The sequence below is a fragment of the Acidovorax sp. M14 genome, from assembly GCF_049331375.1.
In the GTDB taxonomy this organism is placed as follows: Bacteria; Pseudomonadota; Gammaproteobacteria; order Burkholderiales; family Burkholderiaceae_C; genus Acidovorax.
In genome coordinates this window covers 927068-948356 of the sequence record NZ_CP186263.1, presented here as the reverse complement: position 1 = coordinate 948356, position 21289 = coordinate 927068, and the positions used below count along the sequence as shown (strand labels likewise).

Genomic DNA, 21289 nt, shown 5'->3' with positions numbered 1-21289 from the left:
ATTATTCCGCATTGGTCCGGGCAGCTTCGGTACTACCAACCACCGATACGCCATGGGCACCCAGGCTCAGTTTCACCTCATCGCCCACGGCCAGCACATCGTCCAGATCGGAAGACACCACGAAGATGTGGCCCAGCGCGGTCTCGAAGGTGTATTCGTACACCGCGCCCAGGTAGGCCCGCTTGTCCAGCCGGGCGGGCAGCAGGCCCTCGCCCTGGCGGTGAATGCGCCAGGCCTCAGGCCGCACCGCCACCTTCACCGGGCCGCTTTGCACCGCCATGCGCGGGCGCAGCACCAGCGGGCCGAGCGCCACCGTGCCATCAGGGTCGGCCACGGCCGGGAACAGCATGGCCTCGCCCATGAAGCCCGCGACGAATTCGCTGTGTGGAGTTTCGTACAGCGCACGGGGCGAGCCCTTCTGCGCAATCAGGCCCTGGTTCATCACGATGATCTGGTCGCTCACCGCCATGGCTTCGGCCTGGTCGTGAGTGACGTAGGCCACCGTGAGCGACAGGCGCTGCTGCAGCGCACGGATCTCTTCGCGCATCTCGCGGCGCAGGCGGGCGTCGAGGTTGGACAAGGGTTCGTCAAACAGCAGCACCTCGGGCTCCAGCACCAGCGCGCGGGCCAGGGCCACGCGCTGCTGCTGACCGCCCGACAGCTCGCTGGGCAGGCGGTCGTCATAGCCCACCAGGCCCACGCCGCGCAGCGCCTCCACGGCCTTGGTGCGCGCCTGCTCCTTGGGCTGGCCCGACATGCGCAGGCCGTACATCACGTTCTCCACCACATTCATGTGCGGGAACAGCGCGTAGCTCTGAAACATCATGCTCACGTTGCGCTGCGCGGGGCCCAGCGTGGTCACGTCCCTGCCGCCGATAAAGATCTCGCCGGAGGTGGGCGACTCCAGCCCCGCGATCATGCGCAAGGTGGTGGTCTTGCCACAGCCCGAGGGGCCGAGGATGGTGGTCAGCGTGCCGCGCGGCACCTCAAAGCTGATGCCCTTGACGGCCAGGGCCGCGCTGCTGTCAGTGCCGTAGCGCTTGGTGATGTTGCGGAACACGATGCCCGCGTCGTTATGGTTCATGGCGTTTCTTCTTTTTCTGCAAGGGTGTTCAGTGCGCGGCGGGGGCCGCCCCACGGCGGCCCAGCTTGCGGTCGCCGACAAGCAGCTGGATCAGGCCGATGGAGGCCGACATCAGGATGATGAGCACCGTGCAGTACGCCAACGCCACGCCATAGTCGCCATTGCCCACGCGGCCGATGATGTAGGTGGTGGCCAGCTCGTTCTCGGCCGTTACCAGGAAGATCACCGCGCTCACGGTGGTGATGGCGCGCACAAAGCTGTAGACCAGTGCAGCCACCAGCGCGGGCTTGAGCAGCGGCAGCACCACATGGCGCAGCGTCTGCACGCTGCCCGCACGCAGCATGACGGAGGCTTCATCCAGCGATCGGTCCAGCTGCTTGAACGCCGCCGTGCCCGCGCGCACGCCCACGGGCAGATTGCGGAACATGAAGCACAACACGATGATCAGCGCCGTGCCCGTCAGCTCGAACGGTGGCACGTTGAACGCCAGGATGTAGCTCACACCCAGCACCGTGCCGGGGATCGCAAAGGCCAGCAGCGCCGCAAACTCGAACGCGCCCTGCCCCCGGAACTCGGTGCGTGCCAGCAGCCACGCAATGGCAATACCCAGCGTGGCCGTGAGTGGCGCGGAGATGGCGGCGAGCTTGAGGGTGGTGAAGAACGAGTTCCAGGCTGTGCCCGCCCACACCACACCAAACTCGCCCCATTCCACGCTGAACGCGGTACGGAAATGTGCCAGCGTGATGGTGTAGTCGCGCCCCCAGGTCTGCACAAAACCACCGGCCAGCGCAAACAGGTACACGATGAGCGTGAACGCCATCCAGGGCAGCGCGATGGAATGCACCACGCGGCGCACGCCCCGTGGCAACGGCATGGCAATGCCCGCATCGCCCTTGCCAGACACCGTGGTGAAGTTCTGCTTGCCCAGCAGCCCGCGCTGGATGGCAAACACCGTGAGCGCAAAGAAGGTGAGGATCCATGCCAGCGATGCCGCACGGCCTTGGTCGTACTGCGCGCCCACGATGGCAAAGAAAATTTCGGTGGACAGCACCGAGAACTGCCCGCCCACCACGATGGGGTTGCCGAAGTCGGCCATGCTTTCGATGAAGCCCACCAGGAACGCATTGGCCAGGCCGGGCTTGAGCAGCGGCAGGGTCACGGTCATGAAGGTGCGGTGCGGGCTGGCGCGCAGGGTTTGCGCGGCCTCTTCCAGGCTGGGGGCCACGCCCTGCACCACGCCGCGCATGATCATGAAGGCGATGGGCGTGAACGCAAAGGTCTGCGCCACCCACACACCCAGCCACCCATAAAACCAGCGCGATGGCGTGATGCCGAACGCGTATTCCAGAAACTGGTTGAACACCCCCGCGCGGCCAAACAGCAGGATCAGCCCCAGGCCCACCACGAACGGCGGCGTGATGATGGGCAGCAGCGCCACGATGTTCAGCGGCCGCGCATAGCGGCGCGAAGCGCGCTCGGCCATCAGGGCCATGAAGGTGCCTAGCAGCGTCGTGCTGGTAGCGGTCATCAGGCCCAGGAACAGCGTGTTCCAGGCCACGCCGCAGCGCTGGCCTCCACCCAAGTTCGCCAGGCACGACAGGCTGAAGTTGCGCTCGTGCGCAATGCGCTCCCACACCACGGCCAGCGAGAACGGGCCGTCTTCCAGAAAAAATGCCGCCGACAGCGCCTTGAGCACCGGGAACACGATGAACAGCGCGAGCAGGCTGCCGCAGCCCACCACCGCAGCCGCTACGAACAGGTCGCCCTTGAAGAAGCCGCGCCGCGCCACACCGAACGACAGAAGCACCAGCAGTGCCGACAGCACCACAAACCCGCCCCAGCCCATGCCGGGCTGGCGCGCGCCCAGTTCGCCCAGGCTGGTGTTCATCCATTCAAACGCCCAGCCGCGCGCACCAATCGCAAAGCCGCTGAGCAGCAGGGCCGCCAGCCCCAGTGCGCCCCCCGCCATCAGCAGCGTGCCTTGCTTGCGCCCGGCGGGCAGGCAGGCCCCCAGGCCCGCCACCGCCAGCCCGGCCAGGCCCAGCCACAGCCAGGGGCGTCCGAACAAGGCCGCCTGCATCAGCCCGTTGGCGGCCTGCTCGCTGCTGAAGACCTGGCCGACCGCCAGCAGGCCATTGGCGTCCTGCTGTGCATACCAGGGGAACACCAGGTACCCCAACACGCCCATGGCCAGCCAGACCCACAAGGGCCGGTTGACCGAGGCACCGGGAGCCCGGGTCCGGGGGGTTGCGTGCGCTGCCGCCGCTGCTGCCGACACCACCACCCCTTAGCGTGTTGCGTTCTGCACGTCTTTTTCCCAGCGCGCAATCAGGCGGCGGCGCTCGGCGCTGGCGCCGTACTTGGCGTAGTCGTAGTTGATGAGCTTCATCTTGGCCGGATCGGTCATGCGCGGGTCCTTGGGCACCTGCGTGTTGCTGGGCAGCTGGAACTGCTTGGCCGCCAGGCCAAACTGTTGGCCGCCGGGCGTGAGCGCCCATTCGTAGAACTTCTTGGCCGCCTCGGTGTTGGGGCCGTTCTTGACGATGCTCATGGAGCCCACCTCAGCGCCGGTGCCTTCGGACGGCGTGGCCGATCCGACCGGGAAGCCATTGACCGCCTCGGTGGTCACGTCGTGCACAAAGCTCACGGACACCGTGGTCTCGCCGCGTGCAACCGCCTTGACCGGGGCTGTGCCCGAACGGGTGTACGCGCTGATGTTGGGGTGCAGGGCCTTGAGGTACTCGAACGCTTTTTCCTCGCCCATGATCTGCACCAGCGTGGCGATCATGGTGTAGGCGGTGCCGCTCGATGCGGGGTTGGCCATCTGTACCTCGCCCTTGAACTCGGGCTTGAGCAGGTCGGCCCACGACTGGGGCGGGTTGAGCTTGCGCTTGGCCAGCAGCTCCTTGTTGTAGCCAAAGCCCAGCGGCCCCAGGTAGACGCCCACGGTGCGGTACTTGGAGTCCGCCGCCTGCTTTTGCGCCCAGGGGTAGAGCTGCGGGAGCTGGGGCGACTTGTATTCGAGCGTCAGGCCCTGCTCTGCCGCCTGCAGGTGCGGGTCGCCCGTGCCGCCAAACCAGATGTCGGTCTTGGGGTTGGCGCGCTCGGCATTGAGCTGCGCCAGCGCCTCGCCCGACCCCTTGGCCGTCATGTTCACCTTGGTGCCGGTGGTCTTGGCGTACACCGTGGACATCAGGTTGCACCACTCGGCCTGTACCGAGCAAATGATGTTGACCTGGCCCTGGGCCCAGCTGCCCGACGCAGCAGCCACCAGGGCCGCACCGGCCAGAAGTTTTGTCAGCAAGGGTTTGCGCATGGAAGGCTCCTCAGTATCTGGATAACGTAATGGAGGATGCTATGCGTGCAAGGCCCGCCCGGGCCAGGGGGGAAACGCCCAGGGTCGGTGCAAGCAGGTTGAAAGGCAGGGATTGCGCGGGCCCCGCAGGTTTGGGAACCGAGTTACATTAAATGAGGACGGCCCCGCCACCGCACTGACCGCAGCCAGATGGAGCGTCCCGTCCCAGCCCCTTTTTCAAAGGCCCCTGCGCAGCCTGCCCCGCCTTCACAGACTGACATGCTCGACCGCATCACCGCCTCCCTGCCCTCGCTGGCCCCCGCCGAACAGCGCGTGGCCAAGCTGGTGCTGACCGACCCGCGCACTTTTGCCCGCCTGCCCGTGCGCGAGCTGGCCGAGCGCGCGCACGTGAGCAAGCCCACCGTGGTGCGCTTTTGCCGCAGCATGGGCTACGACGGGCTGGCGGACTTCAAGCTCAAACTGGCCGGCAGCGTGAGCGAGGGCGTGCCCTTCATCCACCGCAGCGTGGATGCCGACGACAAGACCGGCGACGTGCTGGTGAAGGTGGTGGACAACGCCGTGGCGGCCTTCCTGCAATACCGCAACGCGGCCAGCACCGTGGCCATCGAACGCGCGGCCGACGCGATTGCGGACACCTGGAAGAAGGGCAAGCGCATCGAGTTCTACGGCGTGGGCAACTCGGGCATCGTGGCGCAGGACGCGCAGCACAAGTTCTTTCGCCTGGGCGTGACCTCCATCTCCAGCAGCGACGGCCACATGCAGGTGATGAGCGCCACCCTGCTGGGCCCGGGCGATTGCGCAGTGATCATCTCCAACTCGGGCCGCACCCGCGACCTGATGGACGCGGCCGACATCGCCCGCCGCAACGGTGCCACCACCATCGTCATCACCGCCAGCGGCTCGCCCCTGGCCAGCACCTGCCAGATCCACTTGGCCGCCGACCACCCCGAGGGCTACGACCGCTACAGCCCCATGGTGTCGCGCCTCATGCACCTGCTCATCATCGACGTACTGGCCACCTGCGTGGCGCTGCGCATTGGCAGCTCGCTGCAGCCCATCCTGCAGCAGATGAAAGAGAACCTGCGGGCCAAGCGCTACGCGTAAATCCTGGCCGTCAGGCCAGGCCGGCGCACGCCTTCTCAGTCCAGCGTGACACCCGCGTCGCGGATCACCTTGCCCCACTTGGTCGTCTCGGCCGCCAAAAAGGCGTCGCACGCCTCGGGCGTGGTGCCCTCACCAAAGGTGCCCATGGTGTCGAGTTTGGCCTTGGTTTCATCACTCTGGATGATGGCGTTCACGGCGTCCGACATGCGCTTGACGATGTCGCGCGGCGTCCCTGCGGGTGCAATCATGCTGGCCCAGGTACTGCCCAGCATGCCGGGCACGCCTTGCTCGATGAAGGTCGGCACGTCAGGCAACATGGGCAAGCGCTTTTCGCTGGCCACGCCGACGAGGGTGATGCGGCCTGCCTTGGCGGGCTGGATCAGGTTGGGCGGAGGGTCGAGGAACAGGGGCACCTGGCCGCCGAGCAAGTCCGTCAACGCCGGGGCTGCGCCGCGGTAGGGAATGTGGACCATGAAGGTCTTGGTCAGCGACTTGAGCAGTTCGCAGGTCAGGTGCGCAGCCGAGCCTGTGCCGGACGAAGCAAAGCTCACCTTGCCCGGGTTGGCCTTGGCATAGGCCACGAGTTCCCTCACCGTCTTGAACGGTGCATTGGGCGCCACCGCCGCCACCAACGGAGAAACACCCAGCAGCGACACCCCCATCAGGTCCTTGCGCGGGTTGTAGGGCAGCTTGGGGTAGAGGGTGGTGTTGGCGGTAAAGGCTGGAATGACCACCCCAAAGGTGTGACCGTCCGGGGCGGACTTGGCGACGGCATCCACACCGATGATGCTGTTCGCGCCGGGTTTGTTGTCGATGACAACCGGCTGGCCGAATTGCTTTTGCAGGCCCACCGTCAGCAGACGCGCCATCTGGTCAGTGAACCCACCCGCCGTGTAAGGCACGATGATGCGAATCGGGCGGCTGGGCCAACTGGTTTGGGCCAGCGCTGGCAATGCCGCACCGGCCAGCGCTGCGCCGGTGACCTGGACAAGCCTGCGACGGGAAAGGAATGTGCTCATGGTTTTGTCTCCTGCTAATTTTTAGAAATAAAACAGACCCAGCGCTTATGCATTAAGCGCCGATAGCTCTGTTTTTAATAGCAACAAGATCCCATCAGATGGGCTGTGCCAGTAATCTGCGGGGGCTCAGAGCGCCTTGACCAGTTCCGGCACAGCCGTGAACAGATCCGCTTCCAGCCCATAGTCGGCCACACTGAAGATCGGCGCCTCAGGGTCCTTGTTGATCGCCACGATCACCTTCGAATCCTTCATACCCGCCAAGTGCTGGATGGCGCCCGAGATGCCGGCCGCCACATACAGCTGCGGCGCCACGATCTTGCCCGTCTGGCCCACTTGCCAGTCGTTCGGTGCGTAGCCTGCATCCACCGCTGCGCGGCTGGCACCCAGAGCCGCGCCCAGCTTGTCGGCCAGCGGGGTCATGACTTCGTCGAACTTTTCCTTGCTGCCCAGGGCCCGGCCACCGGAGACGATGATCTTGGCGGCTGTCAGCTCGGGCCGGTCGCTCTTGGCGATTTCGCTGCCCACGAAGCTGCTCTTGCCGGCGTCGGCCGTGGCGTCGGCGGTTTCGACAGCGGCGCTGCCACCGGTGGCGGCGGCGGCGTCAAAGCCGGTGGTGCGCACGGTGATGATCTTGACGCTGTCGCTGCTTTGCACGGTGGCAATCGCATTGCCTGCGTAGATGGGGCGCTCGAAGGTGTCGGGGGAGACGACCTTGGTGATGTCGCTGATCTGGGCGACATCCAGCTTGGCGGCCACGCGGGGTGCCACGTTCTTGCCGCTGGCAGTCGCGGGGAACAGGATGTGGCTGTAGTTGGAGGCGATGGCGAGCACTTGGGCGGCCACGTTCTCTGCCAGGCCGTGTTCCAGGCCTGCTGCGTCGGCGTGGATGACCTTGGCGACTCCGGCTATTTTGGAGGCGGCTTGTGCGGCGGCACCGGCGTTGTGGCCAGCCACCAGCACGTGCACGTCGCCGCCGCAGGCCACTGCGGCCGTGACGGTGTTCAGCGTGGCGCCCTTGATGGACGCGTTGTCGTGTTCAGCAATAACGAGTACCGACATTTAGATCACCTTCGCTTCGTTCTTGAGTTTTTCGACCAGTGCGGCCACGTCGGCCACCTTGATGCCTGCGCCGCGCTTGGCGGGTTCGGTCACCTTGAGGGTCTTCAGGCGCGGAGCCACGTCCACGCCGAGGTCTTCGGGCTTGACGGTATCGAGCTGCTTTTTCTTGGCCTTCATGATGTTGGGCAAGGTGACGTAGCGGGGCTCGTTCAGGCGCAGGTCGGTGGTGATGACGGCAGGGAGCGTGAGGGCCAGGGTTTCCAGGCCGCCGTCCACTTCACGGGTCACGCTGACTTTGTCGGCAGCGAGTTCGACCTTGCTGGCGAAGGTGGCCTGGGGCAGGTCGGCCAGGGCCGCCAGCATCTGGCCGGTCTGGTTGGCGTCGTCGTCGATGGCTTGTTTGCCCAGGATGATGAGAGAAGGCTGTTCTTTGTCGACCAGGGCCTTCAAGAGCTTGGCCACGGCCAGGGGCTGCAGTTCGACGTCGGTTTCCACCAGGATGGCGCGGTCGGCGCCAATGGCCATGGCGGTGCGCAGGGTTTCCTGGCATTGGGCTACGCCGCAGGAGACTGCGATGACTTCGGTCACCAGGCCTTTTTCTTTCAGGCGCACGGCCTCTTCAACGGCGATTTCGTCAAAGGGGTTCATGCTCATCTTCACGTTGGCGATGTCCACACCCGTGTTGTCCGACTTCACGCGGACTTTCACGTTGTAGTCCACCACGCGCTTGACGGGAACGAGAACTTTCATGGTTGGGTCTTTCTGAAAAAACAGGAAATCAATCAGTGCGACAGCGTGCGGTGCAGGTCGCGGAGCTCGCGCTTGAGCACCTTGCCGATGGCGCTGCGCGGCAGCTCGTCGATGAAATGCAGCGCAGCCAGCCGCTGTGTCTTGCCCGCCCGGGCGTTGTACCAACCCATGATCCGGGCGGCGTCTTCGGTGGCGCCCGGTCGGCGGCACACAAAGGCTACCGGCGTCTCGCCCCACTGTTCGGAGGGCACGCCGGTCACGGCCACGTCCTCCACGGCGGGGTGCTTGCGCAGCTCGGCTTCGAGGTCGCTGGGGTAGATGTTGAAGCCGCCGCTGATGACCATGTCCTTGCGGCGGTCCAGCAGGGTCAGAAATCCGTCCGCGTCAAACCGGCCCACGTCGCCCGTGCGGATGAAGCGCTTGCCGGTGGCGTCAAACCACTCGGCCTCGCGCGTCTTGTCGGGCTGGCGGTGGTAGCCGGTCATCATGCCGGGGGAGTGGCCCACCACCTCGCCGGTGGCACCGGGCTGCAGCTCATGGCCCTCTTCGTCGATCAGGCGGATGTCGCTGGTGGATGCGGGCTGGCCGACGGTGTGCAGTTTGTCCGGGTGCTCGTGCGCCGCCAGGATGCAGGTGCCCCCTCCTTCGGTCATGCCGTAGAACTCGTACAGCGCGCCCGGCCAGCGCGCCAGGATGTCGGCTTTCAGCTCGGAGCGGAACGGCGCGCTGGTGCAGAACTTGGCGCGAAAGGACGACAGGTCGAATTCACCAAACTGCGGCAGCGCCATGATGCGCTGGTACTGCACCGGCACCAGCATGGAATGCGTGGCGCGGATCTGCTGCGCAGTCTGCAGGTAGCGCAGTGCATCGAACTTTGGCATCAGCCGCACGCAGCCGCCCCAGCACAGGCCGGGGAAGAACGACACCAGCGTGGTGTTGGAATACAGCGGCGTGGCCAGCAGCGTGACACTGTCCGGCCCGTAGCCCTGTGCCAGGCCGCGCACCAGGTGCGCCCAGCGCATGCCGTGCGATTGCACGATGCCCTTGGGGTTGCCGGTGGTACCAGAGGAATAAATGATGTTGAACGGATGCTCGGGGCCCACGTCCACCGGCGTCGGCGCCGCGCCTTCAGGGGCAAGCCACTCCATCCACGGCGTGCCCGCACCCACGTCGTCCAGCGCCACGAGCAGCAGCGCACCGGCGCCTTCCATCACCGCAGGTGGCACCGCCGCCCTGCCCTGCGCATCGGCAAACAGCAGGCGCGCCTGGGCATCGCCCAGCATGGACGCCATGGCCTCGGGCGTGACGGACGGCGCCAGTGGTGCCACCACCACGCCCGCACGCAGGGCACCCAGGTACACGGCGGCATAACGCACCGACGACGCGGCGCACACGGCCATCACATCGCCCGACTGCAGGCCCGCCTGCTGCAACGATGCGGCCACGCGGTCCACCAGGGCATCGAGCGCAGCCCAGTCCAGCGCAGAGTCGTCATCGGCCAAGGCCTTGGCCTGCGGGCGCTGCCGCGCGTTGTCACGCAGCAGATCGGAGACCCGGCGGAACGGGGGGAAAGGGAAGAAAGGGGCAGAGGCAGTGGTGTTGGTCATGGCCCAACTTACTCGAACGTGATGCCCTTGTCGCGGATCACCTGGCCCCACTTGGCGTAATCGCCACGCACGCGCTTGGCCATCTGGTCCGGGCCCTGGTAGTTGGCGATGGCGCCGGCGTTGAGCAGCTTGTCCTGCACTTCCTTGTCGGCCAGGATGGCCTTGACTTCGGTGCTGATGCGGTCGACCACCTCCTTGGGCGTGCCAAGCGGGGCCATCAGGCCGCCCCACGACACGGCATCAAAGCCCTTGAAGCCCTGCTCGGCGATGGTGGGCACATTGGGGATCACGCCCACGCGCTGCGGCGAGCCCACGGCAATCGCACGCAGCTTGCCCGTCTGGATATGGGGCAGCGCCGCCACGAGGTCGGCATACATCATGGGCACCTGGCCGCCCAGCGTGTCGGTGATGGCGGGCACACCGCCTTTGTAGGGCACATGCTCCATCTCAAATTGACCCAGCTGCTTGAGCAGCTCCATGCTCAGGTGGCCAAAGCTGCCCACGCCCGAGGAGGTGTAGTTGAGCTGACCCGGCCGCGCCTTGGCGTGGGTGATGAGCTTTTGCAGATCGGTCACGGTGGGCATCTGCGCCGGGTTGACCACCACCACGATGGGCAGGTCGTACACGGTGGCCACAGACACGAAATCCTTGGTGGTGTCGTAGCCCGCCTTTCTGTACAGGTGCGGCGCCAGCAGCGTGGGCGTGGCCAGCATCATGAGCGTGTAGCCGTCGCCAGGGGTCTTGGCGATCTGCTGCGCGGCCATCGAGCCCGACGCGCCCGCGCGGTTCTCCACCACCACGGGCTGCTTCAGGCGCTCGGCCAGCTTCTGGCCGACGATGCGCGAGGCCGTGTCGGTGGGGCCGCCCGCCGGGAAGGGCACCACGAGCTTGATCATCTTGTTGGGCCAGGCCTGGGCGTGTGCGGGGGCAGTGCCCAGCAGGCCAAGCGCCGACACAGCCGCAGCCGTGGCAAGCACTGCGCGACGCGAAAAGGCGGCAGGGAAAAGAGATTGTTCCGTCATCAGAGATCCGTTTTTATCTTCAGCTTTTGTGGTGGCCCACGCCCCGCCGCGCTGGCTGCATCCCCCTGCCCGCAACGCGCAGCGTTGCGAGAGCGGGGGGAAGGCGCGCAGCGGCTCAGGACGGTGTTAATCCAGTTTTGCGCCAGAAACTTTGACCACGCGTTCCCACACGGGCGCATCCTTCTTGAACTGCGCGTTGAACTGCTCGGGGCTGCTGCCCACGGGGATGAAACCCATCTGCTGGATGCGCTCGCGCACCTCGGGCATCGCGATCACGGCCTGCAGCTCGGCGCCGAGCCGGGCCACGACTTCAGGCGGCGTCTTGGCGGGTGCGCTCATGCCCACCCAGCCTGTCACCTGGAAGACCTCGTCCTTGATACCCTGCTCGGCCATGGTGGCCACTTTGGGCAGCGCGTCCATGCGCTGCGCGCCGGTCACGGCCAGTGGCTTGAGGCGACCCGATTCGATGTAGGGCCGGGCCGACTGCAGGCTGGCAAACGCCATCTGGAACTGCCCGCCCACGAGGTCCTGCAGCATGGGGGCCTCGCCCTTGTAGGCCACATGGTTCATGTCGGCCTTGTGCTTGTCGGACAGCCATGCACCCGCCAGGTGGGCGTAAGAACCCATGCCCCATGAGCCATAGGCGATCTTGCCCTTGTTGCGGTCGATGTAGGCCATCAGCTCCGACGCGTTGTTGACCGGCAGCTGCGGGTTGACCAGCAGCACCACCGGCGCCAGCGCGATCTGCGTGATGAGGGCTTGGTCCTTTTGCGGTTGGTAAGGCAGGCGGTCGTACAGGAACTGGTTGATGAGCATGGTGGTGCCCAGGGACACCAGCAGGGTGTAGCCGTCGGCGGGCGACTTGAGCGCCTGGTCGGTACCGGTCACTCCACCCGCACCACCACGGTTGTCCACCAGCACAGGCTGGCCCAGACGGGCCGAGAGCTTCTCGCCCAGCGTGCGGGCGGTAATGTCCGTGGCGCCGCCCGCCGGGTACGGCACGATCAGCTTGATGGGCTTGGCAGGCCATGCCTGCGCATGGGCTGCCGACATGGTGCCGGGGACAGCCAAGGGGGCCAGGGCAGCCACGGTGGCCAGAATGGCGCGGCGGGAAATGGATCGCATGGGGGGAGTCTCCTGTCAATGTTGTTGTGGGTCGGGCAGCGTGAGCACGCCCTTGTCGCGCAGGGCCTGCAGCTCGGCCTCTGGCAGTTGCAGCAGCTGCTGCAGCACCTCGCGCGTGGCGGCGCCCAGGGTGGGCGGTGCGTTGCGGATGGGTAGGCGCTGGCCGTCCAGTCGATAAGGCGGCGCAAACACATGCGTGGTGCCCGCCACGGGGTGTGGCATTTCCTGCAGCAGGCCGCCGCGGCGCGTGCGCTCGCTGGTCAGCGCCTCATGCAGGCCGGCCACGCGGCCGCAAGGGATGCCTGCAGCGGTCAGGCGTTCGAGCAGCACATCACGCGGAAAGCTGGCAATCAACGCCTTCATCTCGGGCAGCAGGGTCAGTCGATTGCGAGCACGCTCGACGTTGGTGGCAAAACGGGGGTCTTCCACGATGTCCGGGCGCATCACTACCTGGCGGCAGAACTTGTCGAACTGGCTGTTGTTGCCCACGGCGATGATGAGCGGACCATCCTGTGCCTCGAACATGCCGTAGGGCACGATGGACGGGTGGGCATTGCCGTAACGCTGCGGGTCGTGGCCCAGCAGCATGGCGTCCAGGCCGTAGTAGCCGGTGATCATCAGACCGCAGTCGTACAGCGCCATCTCGATGTGGCGCCCCTGGCCCGTGCGCTCCCGACGGAACAGTGCGGCCAGCACGGCCTGCGCAGCGTACATGCCGGTCATCATGTCCACCGCGGCCACGCCGAACTTCAGCGGGGGCTGGCTGGCCTCACCGTTGATGGCCATCAGCCCAGCCTCGCCCTGGATCACCAGGTCATAACCGGGGCGCTTGGCCTCGGGGCCGGAGCTGTCGTAGCCCGCCACCGAGCAGTAAATGAGGTCGGGCTTGATGGCCTTGAGCTGCTCGTAGCCCAGGCCCAGCTTCTCGGCACCGCCGGTCTTGAAGTTCTGCACCACCACGTCGCACTGGGGCAGCAGGTCGCGGATGATCTTCACGCCTTCGGGCGTCTGCAAATCCACCGTGATGGACCGCTTGTTGCGGTTCATGCTGTTGTAGTAAGTGGTCTCGGTTTTGCCGATGCGCATGCCCCAGTCGCGGGTGTCGTCACCCCGTCCGGGGTGTTCCACCTTGATGACGTCGGCACCAAAATCGGCCAGCACCTGGCCGCACAGCGGCCCGGCAAACACGCGCGAGAGGTCGAGTACGCGCACGCCTTCGAGCGGGAAATCCATGCCCTCAGGCAATGCGGGTGTGGGGGTTGTGGAGGTCATTGCGTAGTGTCTTGTGTACCCGCGCCAGCGGCATTGACCTGGCGCAGGCGGGCGAAATCGGCCGGGCGCTTTTCCAGAAACGCACCAATGCCTTCGCGGGATTCTTCGGTGGCTTGCGACTGCACCATGAGCTGTGCTTCCAGCTCCAGCTGGTCGTCCAGTGGCTGCGCGTAGGTACTGCGGCACAGCGCCTTGATGCGGCCCATGGCCAGGTCCGGCCCGGCGGCAACCTGCGCGGCCAATGCCAATGCCTGCGTCAGGGCCTCACCCGGTTCGGCCAGTCGGTTGACCGGGCCCAGTGCGTGCAGCCGCTCGCCCGAGATACGTTCGCCGGTGAGGCACAGCTCGGTCAGCACCTGGCGCGATACGAACTCGGCCAGGAAGGCCGTGGCGCCGCCATCGGGCGTGAGGCCCACTTTCACATAAGCCACCGAGAACAACGCATTGCGCGCAGCCACCAGCATGTCGCAGGCCAGCGCCAGCGACAGGCCCGCACCGGCCGCTGCGCCCTCCACCGCTGCAATCACCGGCTTGCGGCAATCGCGCACGGTGCGGATCAGGTCGTGCAGGCCTTCGAGCTTGGCGCGGCGCCCTTCAATGGGCAGCTCGCGGCGCTTGGCCAGCTGGCGCAAGTCACCACCCGCACAAAAGTGCCCGCCTTCGCCCGTGAGCACGATGGCGCCCACGGTGGGGTCGGCCTCGGCCTGCGCCAGTGCCTCGGTCAGTGCCGCGTAGAACGCGGGTGACAACGCATTGCGCGCGGCGGGGTTGTTGTTGGAGAGCACGAGCACCGCGCCTTCACGGCGTTGCAGCAGAGGCAGTGGCTGCTCCATGGCTTCAGCTCCGGCCCAGCGCGATAAAGCGCGCCAGGTGGTGGTCTTCATCACCAAACTGGTGGTCCACCATGACGAGGCGCTTGGCGTAGTGCGACAGCGGCAGCTCCCACGTCATGCCAATGCCGCCGTGCAGCTGAATGCATTCTTCAGCCACCAACGCGCCGATACGGCCCATGGTGACCTTGGCGGCCGACAGGGCGCGCTCGCGCTCGGTGCGGTCGGTGCTGTCCATGGCTGCGGCTGCGTTGATGACGGCAGAACGCGCCTGCTCCACTTCCAGCAGCAGGTCGGCCATGCGGTGCTGCAGGGCCTGGAAGCTGCCGATGGGCACACCAAACTGCTTGCGCGTTTGCAGGTATTCCAGCGTGTGCTTCTTGGCAACGTCCATGGCGCCCAGCGCCTCGGCACACACGGCCAGAATGCCCCAGCCCACGGCATGTTCCAGCGTGGCTAAGCCCTGGCCTTCCGATCCCACCAACGCGCCGGCGCCGACTTGCACGTTCTGCAACGTGACTTCGGCCACGCGGCCGCCGTCGATACGGCCCATGCCACGGCGGCTCAGGCCTGCGGCATCTGCGGGCACCAGGAACAGCGCGATGCCGTTTTCATCGTCCACAGCGCCCGAGGTGCGGGCACTGACCAGCAACAGCTGGGCTTGGTCGCCATGCAGCACCACGGCCTTATGGCCCGTCAGCAACCAGCCATCGCCACTGCGCACGGCGCGGGTCGTCACGCGGTTCAGGGCGTAGTGCGCGCCGGGCTCTTCATGCGCCAGTGCGGCCACAGCGCTGCCGTCGATGAGGCTGGCGATGTGTTCCTTTTGCGCCGCGCTGCCCGCCAGGCCCAGCGCCCGGCCCACCACCAGCGCGCCCACAAACGGCTCCACCACCAGGCCGCCGCCCAGGGCCTCAAACACCACGGCCACATCAAAGCCTGCGCCGCCAAAGCCGCCATCGGCTTCGGGGAACAGCGCGCCAACCGCGCCCAGCTCGGCAAAGCGGGCCCACAGTGCTGGGTCCGTACCGGTGTCGCCGTAAGCGATGTGATTGCGGGTTTCGATGCCGTACTGCTCGGCCACGAAGCGGTTCAGGGTGTCCGCCAGCATGCGGCGGTCTTCGGTATGTTCAAAGTTCATCGCGGCAACCTCACAGGCCGAGGATCATCTTGGAGATGATGTTCTTCTGGATTTCATTGGAGCCGCCAAAGATCGACAGCTTGCGGTAGTTGAAGTAGTTGGCCGCAGCCGTCGCCGCCTCCTTCGGGCCCACGGGTTCTTCGGCATAGCCTTCGTACTGCGCCTCTTCGATGAAGGGCAGCGCGTATGGGCCCACCGCACGGCGGATGAGCGAGAGGATTTCCTGGCGGATCTCGGTGCCACGGATCTTGAGCATCGAGCTTTCCGCCCCCGGCACGCCACCACCGGCCACGGCGGCAATCACGCGCAGGTTGGTGGTCTTCATGTTCTCCAGGTCAATCTCGACCTGGGCCATGCGGGCAGCAAACAGCGGGTCCTGGTCCAGCGGTTTGCCGTTCTTCATCACCTTGGCGGCCACCACCTTGAGCTTGGCCAGGGCAGCAATGCAAAAGCCCACGCCTGCAATGCCGGTGCGCTCGTAGGTCAGCAGGTACTTGGCATACGTCCAGCCCTTGTTTTCCTCGCCCACCAGGTTTTCCACGGGCACCTTCACGTCGGTGAAGAACACTTCGTTGACTTCCTTGTCGCCATCGAGCGTGCGGATGGGGCGCAGCTCCACGCCTGGCGATTTCATGTCCACCAGCAAGAAGCTGATGCCCGACTGCGCCTTGGCCTCACGGTCTGTGCGCACCAGGCAGAAGATCATGTTGGCGTGCTGGCCCTGGGTGGTCCAGGTCTTCTGGCCGTTAACGATGTAGTGGTCGCCTGTTTCGTCCGTGACTCGTACCGCCGTGGTCTTGACCGAAGCCAGGTCCGAGCCCGCACCGGGTTCGGAGTAGCCCTGGCACCACCAGTCCTCGCCGCTCAGGATGCGCGGCAGCCAGTATTGCTTTTGCGCCTCGTTGCCAAACTTGATGAGCACCGGGCCCAGCATGTTCACGCCAAAGGGCACGATGCGCGGGCCACCGGCCAGGGCGCACTCGGTGTCGAAAATGAACTTCTCCACGGCACCCCAGCCCGGTCCGCCGTAGGCCTCGGGCCAGTGATTGGCCAGCCAGCCGCGCTCGTTCAGGATGGCGTGCCACTCATCCTGGTCCGCCTTGGTCAGGCGCTGCCCGGCCTTGACCTTGGTGGCGATGCGTTCGGGCAGCTTGGCTTTCAAGAAAGCCTGCACCTCGGCGCGGAAGGCTTCTTCTTCGGGGGTGAAATTCAGGTCCATTGACGGTTTTCCTCAGTGATCCATGGCGCTGTGCGCCTGTCTACGGCCTTCGCACCGGCGCGCCCCACGCGGGTGACGCCGAGCAAGGGCCGCCCCGCAGCGAGGGCGTCGTCCCCCTCCCGCAGGAGAGGGGGAAGCGGCGCCAGCCGCTCAGGGGGTGTTTCAATAAATTTCAAACAGGCCTGCCGCGCCCATGCCGCCTGCAATGCACATCGTCACCACGCCGTACTTGGCCTTGCGGCGGCGGCCTTCGAGCAGCAGGTGGCCCACCAGGCGTGCACCGGTCATGCCAAAGGGGTGGCCAATGGCGATGGCACCGCCGTTCACGTTCAGCCGCTCGGACGGAATCCCCAGGCGGCGCTGGCAGTACAGGGCCTGCGAAGCAAAGGCTTCATTCATCTCCCACAGGTCAATGTCTTGAACCGTGAGTCCGTGGCGTGCCAGCAGCTTGGGCACGGCAAACACGGGGCCAATGCCCATTTCGTCGGGCTCGCACCCGGCCACCGCAAAGCCGCGGAAGGCACCCAGCGGCTGCAGGCCGCGGCGCTCTGCCTCCTTGGCTTCCATGAGCACGCAGGCGCTGGAGCCATCGGACAGCTGCGAGGCATTACCTGCGGTGATGAACTGGCCGGGGCCCTTCACCGGCTCCAGCTTGGCCAGGCCTTCGAGCGTGGTGTTGGTACGGTTGCAGTTGTCGTGCGTGGCGGTCACTTCGCGGTAGGTGACCTCGCCGGTCTCCTTGTTCTTTTCCATCATGCGCGTGGTGCAGGGCACGATCTCGTCAGCAAACACCCCCGCCTGCTGTGCGGCGGCGGTGCGCTGCTGGCTTTGCAGCGAGAACGCGTCCTGGTCTTCGCGGCTGATGCCGTAGCGGTGGGCCACGATGTCGGCGGTGTCGATCATGGCCATGTAGAGGTCGGGCTTGTGCTCCTGCAGCCAGGGGTCGATGTCTGCCGGGTTGCCTGCGCGGATGGCCGAGATGCTCTCCACCCCGCCCGCCACCATGGCGGGCACGCCTTCGGCCACGATGCGGCCCGCCGCAATCGCCATCGACTGCAGGCCCGACGCACAAAAGCGGCTGGCCACCATGCCCGCCACCGACAGGGGCAGGCCCGCACGCAACGCCGTCTGGCGGCCGATGTTCTTGCCGGTGATGCCTTCGGGGTAGCCGCAGCCCATCACCACGTCTTCGATCAGCTCGGGCTCGATGCCCGAGCGCTCCACCGCCGCTTTGACGGAATACGCCGCCAGCTGCGGGCCGGGCGTGGCGTTGAACTCGCCCCGGTGCGACTTGGTCAGCGGGGTGCGGGCGGTGGAAACGATGACAGCTTCACGCATAATTTGCTCCTGATTTGATAGCTGCTTGCGCTTATTGATATTGCGCTAGAGCCCAAAATGACTTGAATTCAATGAAATTGAGAAGCCGCCTGAAGTGCTGTGCGGGTGGGGCGGCTTCTGCACTATTCGGCCTTGTTCAGGCTGTCAAAGTTGCGCCCCTCCCGCACCAGCTTTTCCAGCAAGGGCGAGGGCTTCCAGAACAGCGGGTCTTCCTTGGCAAAGGCCTCGATGTCGGCCAGCACCTTGTCCAGCCCCGTCATGTCGGCCCACTTCATCGGGCCGCCCCGGTGGCGCGGAAAGCCATAGCCCGCCACAAAGGTCACGTCCACATCCAGCGGGCGCAGGGCAATGCCCTCGTGCACCACATTGGCCCCTTCGTTGACCATGGCGGCCATGTAGCGGCGCATGATCTCGTCAGCGGTGAAGCTGCGGGGGGTGACGCCCTTCTTTGCGCGCTCGGCATCCACAATGGCCAGCACTTCAGGGTCGGGCTGGCCCGTGCGGGAGCCTTCGGGGTAGAGGTAAAAGCCGCGCCCGGTCTTCTGCCCAAACCAGCCGCGTTCGCAAATGCGGTCGGCAATTTCCACATAACGGGCGTTGGGGTCGCGCGTCGCAGCACGGCGCTTGCGCGTGGCCCAGCCAATGTCGCCACCGGCCAGGTCTGTCACCTGGAAGGGGCCCATGGCAAAACCGAAACCGCGCACGGCGGCGTCGATTTCGTAGGGGCTGGCACCGTCTTCCAGCAGGTAGTCGGCCGCCTGCTTGTAGACAGCCAGGATGCGGTTGCCGATAAAGCCGTCGCACACACCGGCGCGCACAGGCACCTTTTTGAGCTTCTTGGCCAGCTCAAACGCCGTGGCCACCACATCGGGTGCCACCTTGGCGGGCACCACGATCTCCAGCAGCTTCATGATGTTGGCGGGGCTGAAGAAGTGCAGGCCGATCACATCCTGCGGGCGACCGGTGGCCGCAGCAATGGCGTCGATGTCGAGGTACGACGTATTCGTGGCCAGCACCGCGCCGGGCTTGCACACGCGGTCCAGCTCACGGAACACGGCCTTCTTGACCTCGGTGTCTTCAAACACGGCTTCGATCACCAAATCAACCTGCGCGATGTCGGCGTAGCTGGTGCTGCCGGTGTAGCGCGCCATCACGGCGGCCTGGGCGGCGTCGGTCATGCGGCCTTTGGAGACCAGGCCGTTGTAGACCTTCTCGACATTGGCGCGGCCCCGGGCGATGGACTCGGCATCGCGCTCGATCATGGTCACGGGCAGGCCCGCATCCAGCGCCGCCACGGCAATGCCCGCGCCCATGGTGCCGCCGCCGATGACGGCAATGCTGGCGACAGGGCGTGGCTGCGCGGCCTGGGCCTCGGGCACCTTGACCACTTCACGCTCGGCAAAAAAGGCGTGGATGAGCCCGGCGCGTTGCGGGCTGTCGATGCATTCCATGAACAGCGCACGCTCGCGGGCCATGCCTTCGTCGAAGGGCAACTGCAGCGCGGCCTGCACGCATTCGATGATCTTGAGGGGAGAGAACAGGCCGCGCGATTTTTGAGTGGTCTCGTTCTTCTGTGCCTCCAGCCAGACCAGGGCAGCCTGCGGCTCGGCAATAGCAAGGTCACGCGTGCGGCGCACGGGGGCATTGGCAGCCAGCAGCTCGCGCACATAGGCCAGGCCTGCGGCCAGCGGGTCGGAGCCTTCCACCAGCTTGTCGACCAGACCTGCCTGCAGCGCGGCCTGCGCCTTGAGGGGCTGGCCGCTGAGCATGAGGGTGGTGGCGGCCTGCACGCCCATGAGGCGCGGGGCGCGCTGCGTGCCGCCCGAGCCGGGCAGCAGGCCAAGGTTCACCTCGGGCAGGCCCAGCGTGGCGGCGGGCAAGGCCAGCCGGTAATGGGCCGACAAAGCCACCTCCAGCCCACCGCCCAGGGCTGCGCCGTGCAGCACGGCCACCACGGGCTTGTTCAGGTTTTCGATGGCGCGGCAGACCTCGGGCAGGATGGGAGCCACCGGGGGCTTGCCGAATTCGCGGATGTCCGCCCCGGCAATGAAGGCCTTGCCCGCGCCCACCAGCAGCACAGCCGGCACGGCGGCATCGGCCTGCGCCTGCTGCATGGCGGCCAACAAGCCCTGGCGCACGGCGGCGCCCAGGGCATTGACGGGCGGGTTGTCGATGGTGACGACCAGAACATCGCCATGCAGCGCGGTCGTAACAACGGAAGATGCGGCAGCGGCGGCGTGCATACGGGGAAGTCTCCTGGTCAATGGCTGTGCCTGTTGATGACCGGGGGATTGTTGATGCGCGAAGTAATCTTGACAATTACAGAGCCCATTGACAGACTGTCAAACTTCTTTTGACAAACTACGGCAAACGAGCGTTCAGGCGCCGCCCCACCTATCCCGCCTATGGAACTCACCTCCCTCACCGTGCTGGTCGACATCCTTGATGCCGGCAACCTGAGCCAGGCCGCGCGCAACCTGAAGATGACCCGGGCCAACGTGAGCTACCACCTGCACCAACTGGAAAAATCGGTGGGTGTGCAGCTGGTGCGCCGGACCACCCGCCGGGTGGAGCCCACCGAGGTGGGGCTGCGCCTGTACGCCCATGGCCGCGCCATTCAGAACGAAATGCTGGCCGCGCGCGAGACCATTGCCACGCTGGGCCAGGGCCTGCAGGGCCGCGTGGGCCTGAGCGTGCCCAGTGGCTACGGGCAGATGGTGATGTCGGACTGGCTGATCGACTTCAAGCGGCTGTACCCTGGCATCGTGCTGGATGTGCGCTTTGAAAACCGGGTGGATGACCTCATCCGCGATGAGGTGGACATCGCCATCCGCGTGATGCCCGAGCCCCCACCCACGCTGGTGGCGCGCGACCTGGGCAGCGTGCGCTACATCGCCTGCGCGTCGCGCGGGTACGCCGAGGCGCATGGGCTGCCCCAGGACTTCGAGGCGCTGCAGGCTGCGCCGGTGATCACCGCAGGGGTGGTGGGCAAGCAGCTGCGCCTGCGCGGGTACCGGGGTGATCAGCGCCAGGAAGCCATGCTGGAGCCCACCCTCATTTCGGAGCACTTTCCGTTTCTGCGCCAGGGCATCCTGGCAGGGCTTGGCGTGGGGCTGGTACCGGATTACGTGGTGCAGGACGCCGTGTCCAGCGGCGAAGTGTTGACCACACTCGACGACTGGCGGCTGAGCATTTTTGGCACCCAGATGTTCATGCTCTACATGCCCAACCGCCACCAGACCCGGGCGGTGCGCACCTGCATTGACTACCTGCTGGGGCGGGCCCTGCCCGCCGCCGAGTCAGGCGCGCCAGCGGCGGCCGGATCAGCGCCTTGATCGAATTTCAATGAAAAAACGGGCGCAGGTGCTAGTCAATCATGCGTCAAAAGCTATATTTTTTATAG

17 protein-coding genes are annotated in these 21289 nt (G+C 66.0%); 2 read left to right on the top strand and 15 right to left on the bottom strand.

The features are described from left to right. Nucleotide 1: 1 nt before the first annotated feature. The 3 genes from ACOYR4_RS04400 to ACOYR4_RS04390 all read right to left on the bottom strand — a co-directional run bounded on the left by ACOYR4_RS04400 (nucleotide 2) and on the right by ACOYR4_RS04390 (nucleotide 4400). A complete protein-coding gene (locus ACOYR4_RS04400; RefSeq protein WP_060984165.1) occupies nucleotides 2-1084 on the bottom strand; it encodes an ABC transporter ATP-binding protein in 1083 nt (360 codons plus the stop codon). A 28-nt stretch (nucleotides 1085-1112) separates the two neighbouring features. Next, the gene (locus tag ACOYR4_RS04395; protein ID WP_422849620.1) at nucleotides 1113-3272 is read right to left on the bottom strand and encodes an ABC transporter permease; all 2160 of its coding nucleotides are present in this window, start codon (nucleotides 3270-3272) and stop codon (nucleotides 1113-1115) included. A 99-nt stretch (nucleotides 3273-3371) separates the two neighbouring features. After that, nucleotides 3372-4400 (bottom strand): ABC transporter substrate-binding protein, encoded by a 1029-nt coding sequence (locus ACOYR4_RS04390; RefSeq protein ID WP_108498598.1) that lies wholly within the window; start codon nucleotides 4398-4400, stop codon nucleotides 3372-3374. A gap of 258 nt (nucleotides 4401-4658) precedes the next feature. Between ACOYR4_RS04390 and ACOYR4_RS04385 the strand changes: the two genes are divergently transcribed. Next, entirely contained in the window at nucleotides 4659-5504 is an 846-nt protein-coding gene (locus ACOYR4_RS04385) for a MurR/RpiR family transcriptional regulator (RefSeq protein ID WP_015012602.1), read from the top strand. A 35-nt stretch (nucleotides 5505-5539) separates the two neighbouring features. Here the strand turns inward: ACOYR4_RS04385 and ACOYR4_RS04380 are convergent, their stop codons facing one another. From ACOYR4_RS04380 to ACOYR4_RS04325, 12 genes are all read right to left on the bottom strand, one after another. Beyond that, complete coding sequence (locus ACOYR4_RS04380; protein WP_422848765.1) at nucleotides 5540-6523, bottom strand: tripartite tricarboxylate transporter substrate binding protein; 984 nt, start codon at nucleotides 6521-6523, stop codon at nucleotides 5540-5542. Nucleotides 6524-6649: 126 nt separating this feature from the next. After that, nucleotides 6650-7582: an electron transfer flavoprotein subunit alpha/FixB family protein gene (locus tag ACOYR4_RS04375; protein WP_422848764.1), complete on the bottom strand. Its 933-nt coding sequence runs from the start codon at nucleotides 7580-7582 to the stop codon at nucleotides 6650-6652. Next, entirely contained in the window at nucleotides 7583-8332 is a 750-nt protein-coding gene (locus ACOYR4_RS04370; RefSeq protein WP_015015119.1) for an electron transfer flavoprotein subunit beta/FixA family protein, read from the bottom strand. Between the two features lie 32 nt (nucleotides 8333-8364). Beyond that, nucleotides 8365-9939, bottom strand: a complete 1575-nt coding sequence (locus ACOYR4_RS04365; RefSeq protein ID WP_422848763.1) for a class I adenylate-forming enzyme family protein — start codon at nucleotides 9937-9939, stop codon at nucleotides 8365-8367. 8 nt (nucleotides 9940-9947) lie between these two features. Then, nucleotides 9948-10961 (bottom strand): Bug family tripartite tricarboxylate transporter substrate binding protein, encoded by a 1014-nt coding sequence (locus ACOYR4_RS04360; RefSeq protein WP_422848762.1) that lies wholly within the window; start codon nucleotides 10959-10961, stop codon nucleotides 9948-9950. Between the two features lie 126 nt (nucleotides 10962-11087). Then, nucleotides 11088-12086, bottom strand: a complete 999-nt coding sequence (locus tag ACOYR4_RS04355; protein WP_422848761.1) for a Bug family tripartite tricarboxylate transporter substrate binding protein — start codon at nucleotides 12084-12086, stop codon at nucleotides 11088-11090. A gap of 15 nt (nucleotides 12087-12101) precedes the next feature. Further along, the gene (locus ACOYR4_RS04350) at nucleotides 12102-13358 is read right to left on the bottom strand and encodes a CaiB/BaiF CoA transferase family protein (RefSeq protein WP_422848760.1); all 1257 of its coding nucleotides are present in this window, start codon (nucleotides 13356-13358) and stop codon (nucleotides 12102-12104) included. Then, nucleotides 13355-14191, bottom strand: coding sequence for an oxepin-CoA hydrolase, alternative type (locus ACOYR4_RS04345; protein ID WP_422848759.1), 837 nt, complete (start codon nucleotides 14189-14191; stop codon nucleotides 13355-13357). The genes ACOYR4_RS04350 and ACOYR4_RS04345 overlap by 4 nt, the downstream gene beginning before the upstream one ends. 4 nt (nucleotides 14192-14195) lie before the next feature. After that, a complete protein-coding gene (locus ACOYR4_RS04340; protein WP_422848758.1) occupies nucleotides 14196-15329 on the bottom strand; it encodes an acyl-CoA dehydrogenase family protein in 1134 nt (377 codons plus the stop codon). Between the two features lie 10 nt (nucleotides 15330-15339). Further along, entirely contained in the window at nucleotides 15340-16548 is a 1209-nt protein-coding gene (locus ACOYR4_RS04335; protein WP_422848757.1) for an acyl-CoA dehydrogenase family protein, read from the bottom strand. Nucleotides 16549-16710: 162 nt separating this feature from the next. Beyond that, a complete protein-coding gene (locus ACOYR4_RS04330; protein WP_422848756.1) occupies nucleotides 16711-17886 on the bottom strand; it encodes an acetyl-CoA C-acyltransferase in 1176 nt (391 codons plus the stop codon). A 122-nt stretch (nucleotides 17887-18008) separates the two neighbouring features. Further along, nucleotides 18009-20129, bottom strand: coding sequence for a 3-hydroxyacyl-CoA dehydrogenase NAD-binding domain-containing protein (locus ACOYR4_RS04325; protein ID WP_422848755.1), 2121 nt, complete (start codon nucleotides 20127-20129; stop codon nucleotides 18009-18011). Nucleotides 20130-20291: 162 nt separating this feature from the next. Between ACOYR4_RS04325 and ACOYR4_RS04320 the strand changes: the two genes are divergently transcribed. Continuing rightward, nucleotides 20292-21221, top strand: coding sequence for a LysR family transcriptional regulator (locus tag ACOYR4_RS04320; protein ID WP_015012589.1), 930 nt, complete (start codon nucleotides 20292-20294; stop codon nucleotides 21219-21221). The last annotated feature ends 68 nt before the right edge of the window (nucleotides 21222-21289 follow it).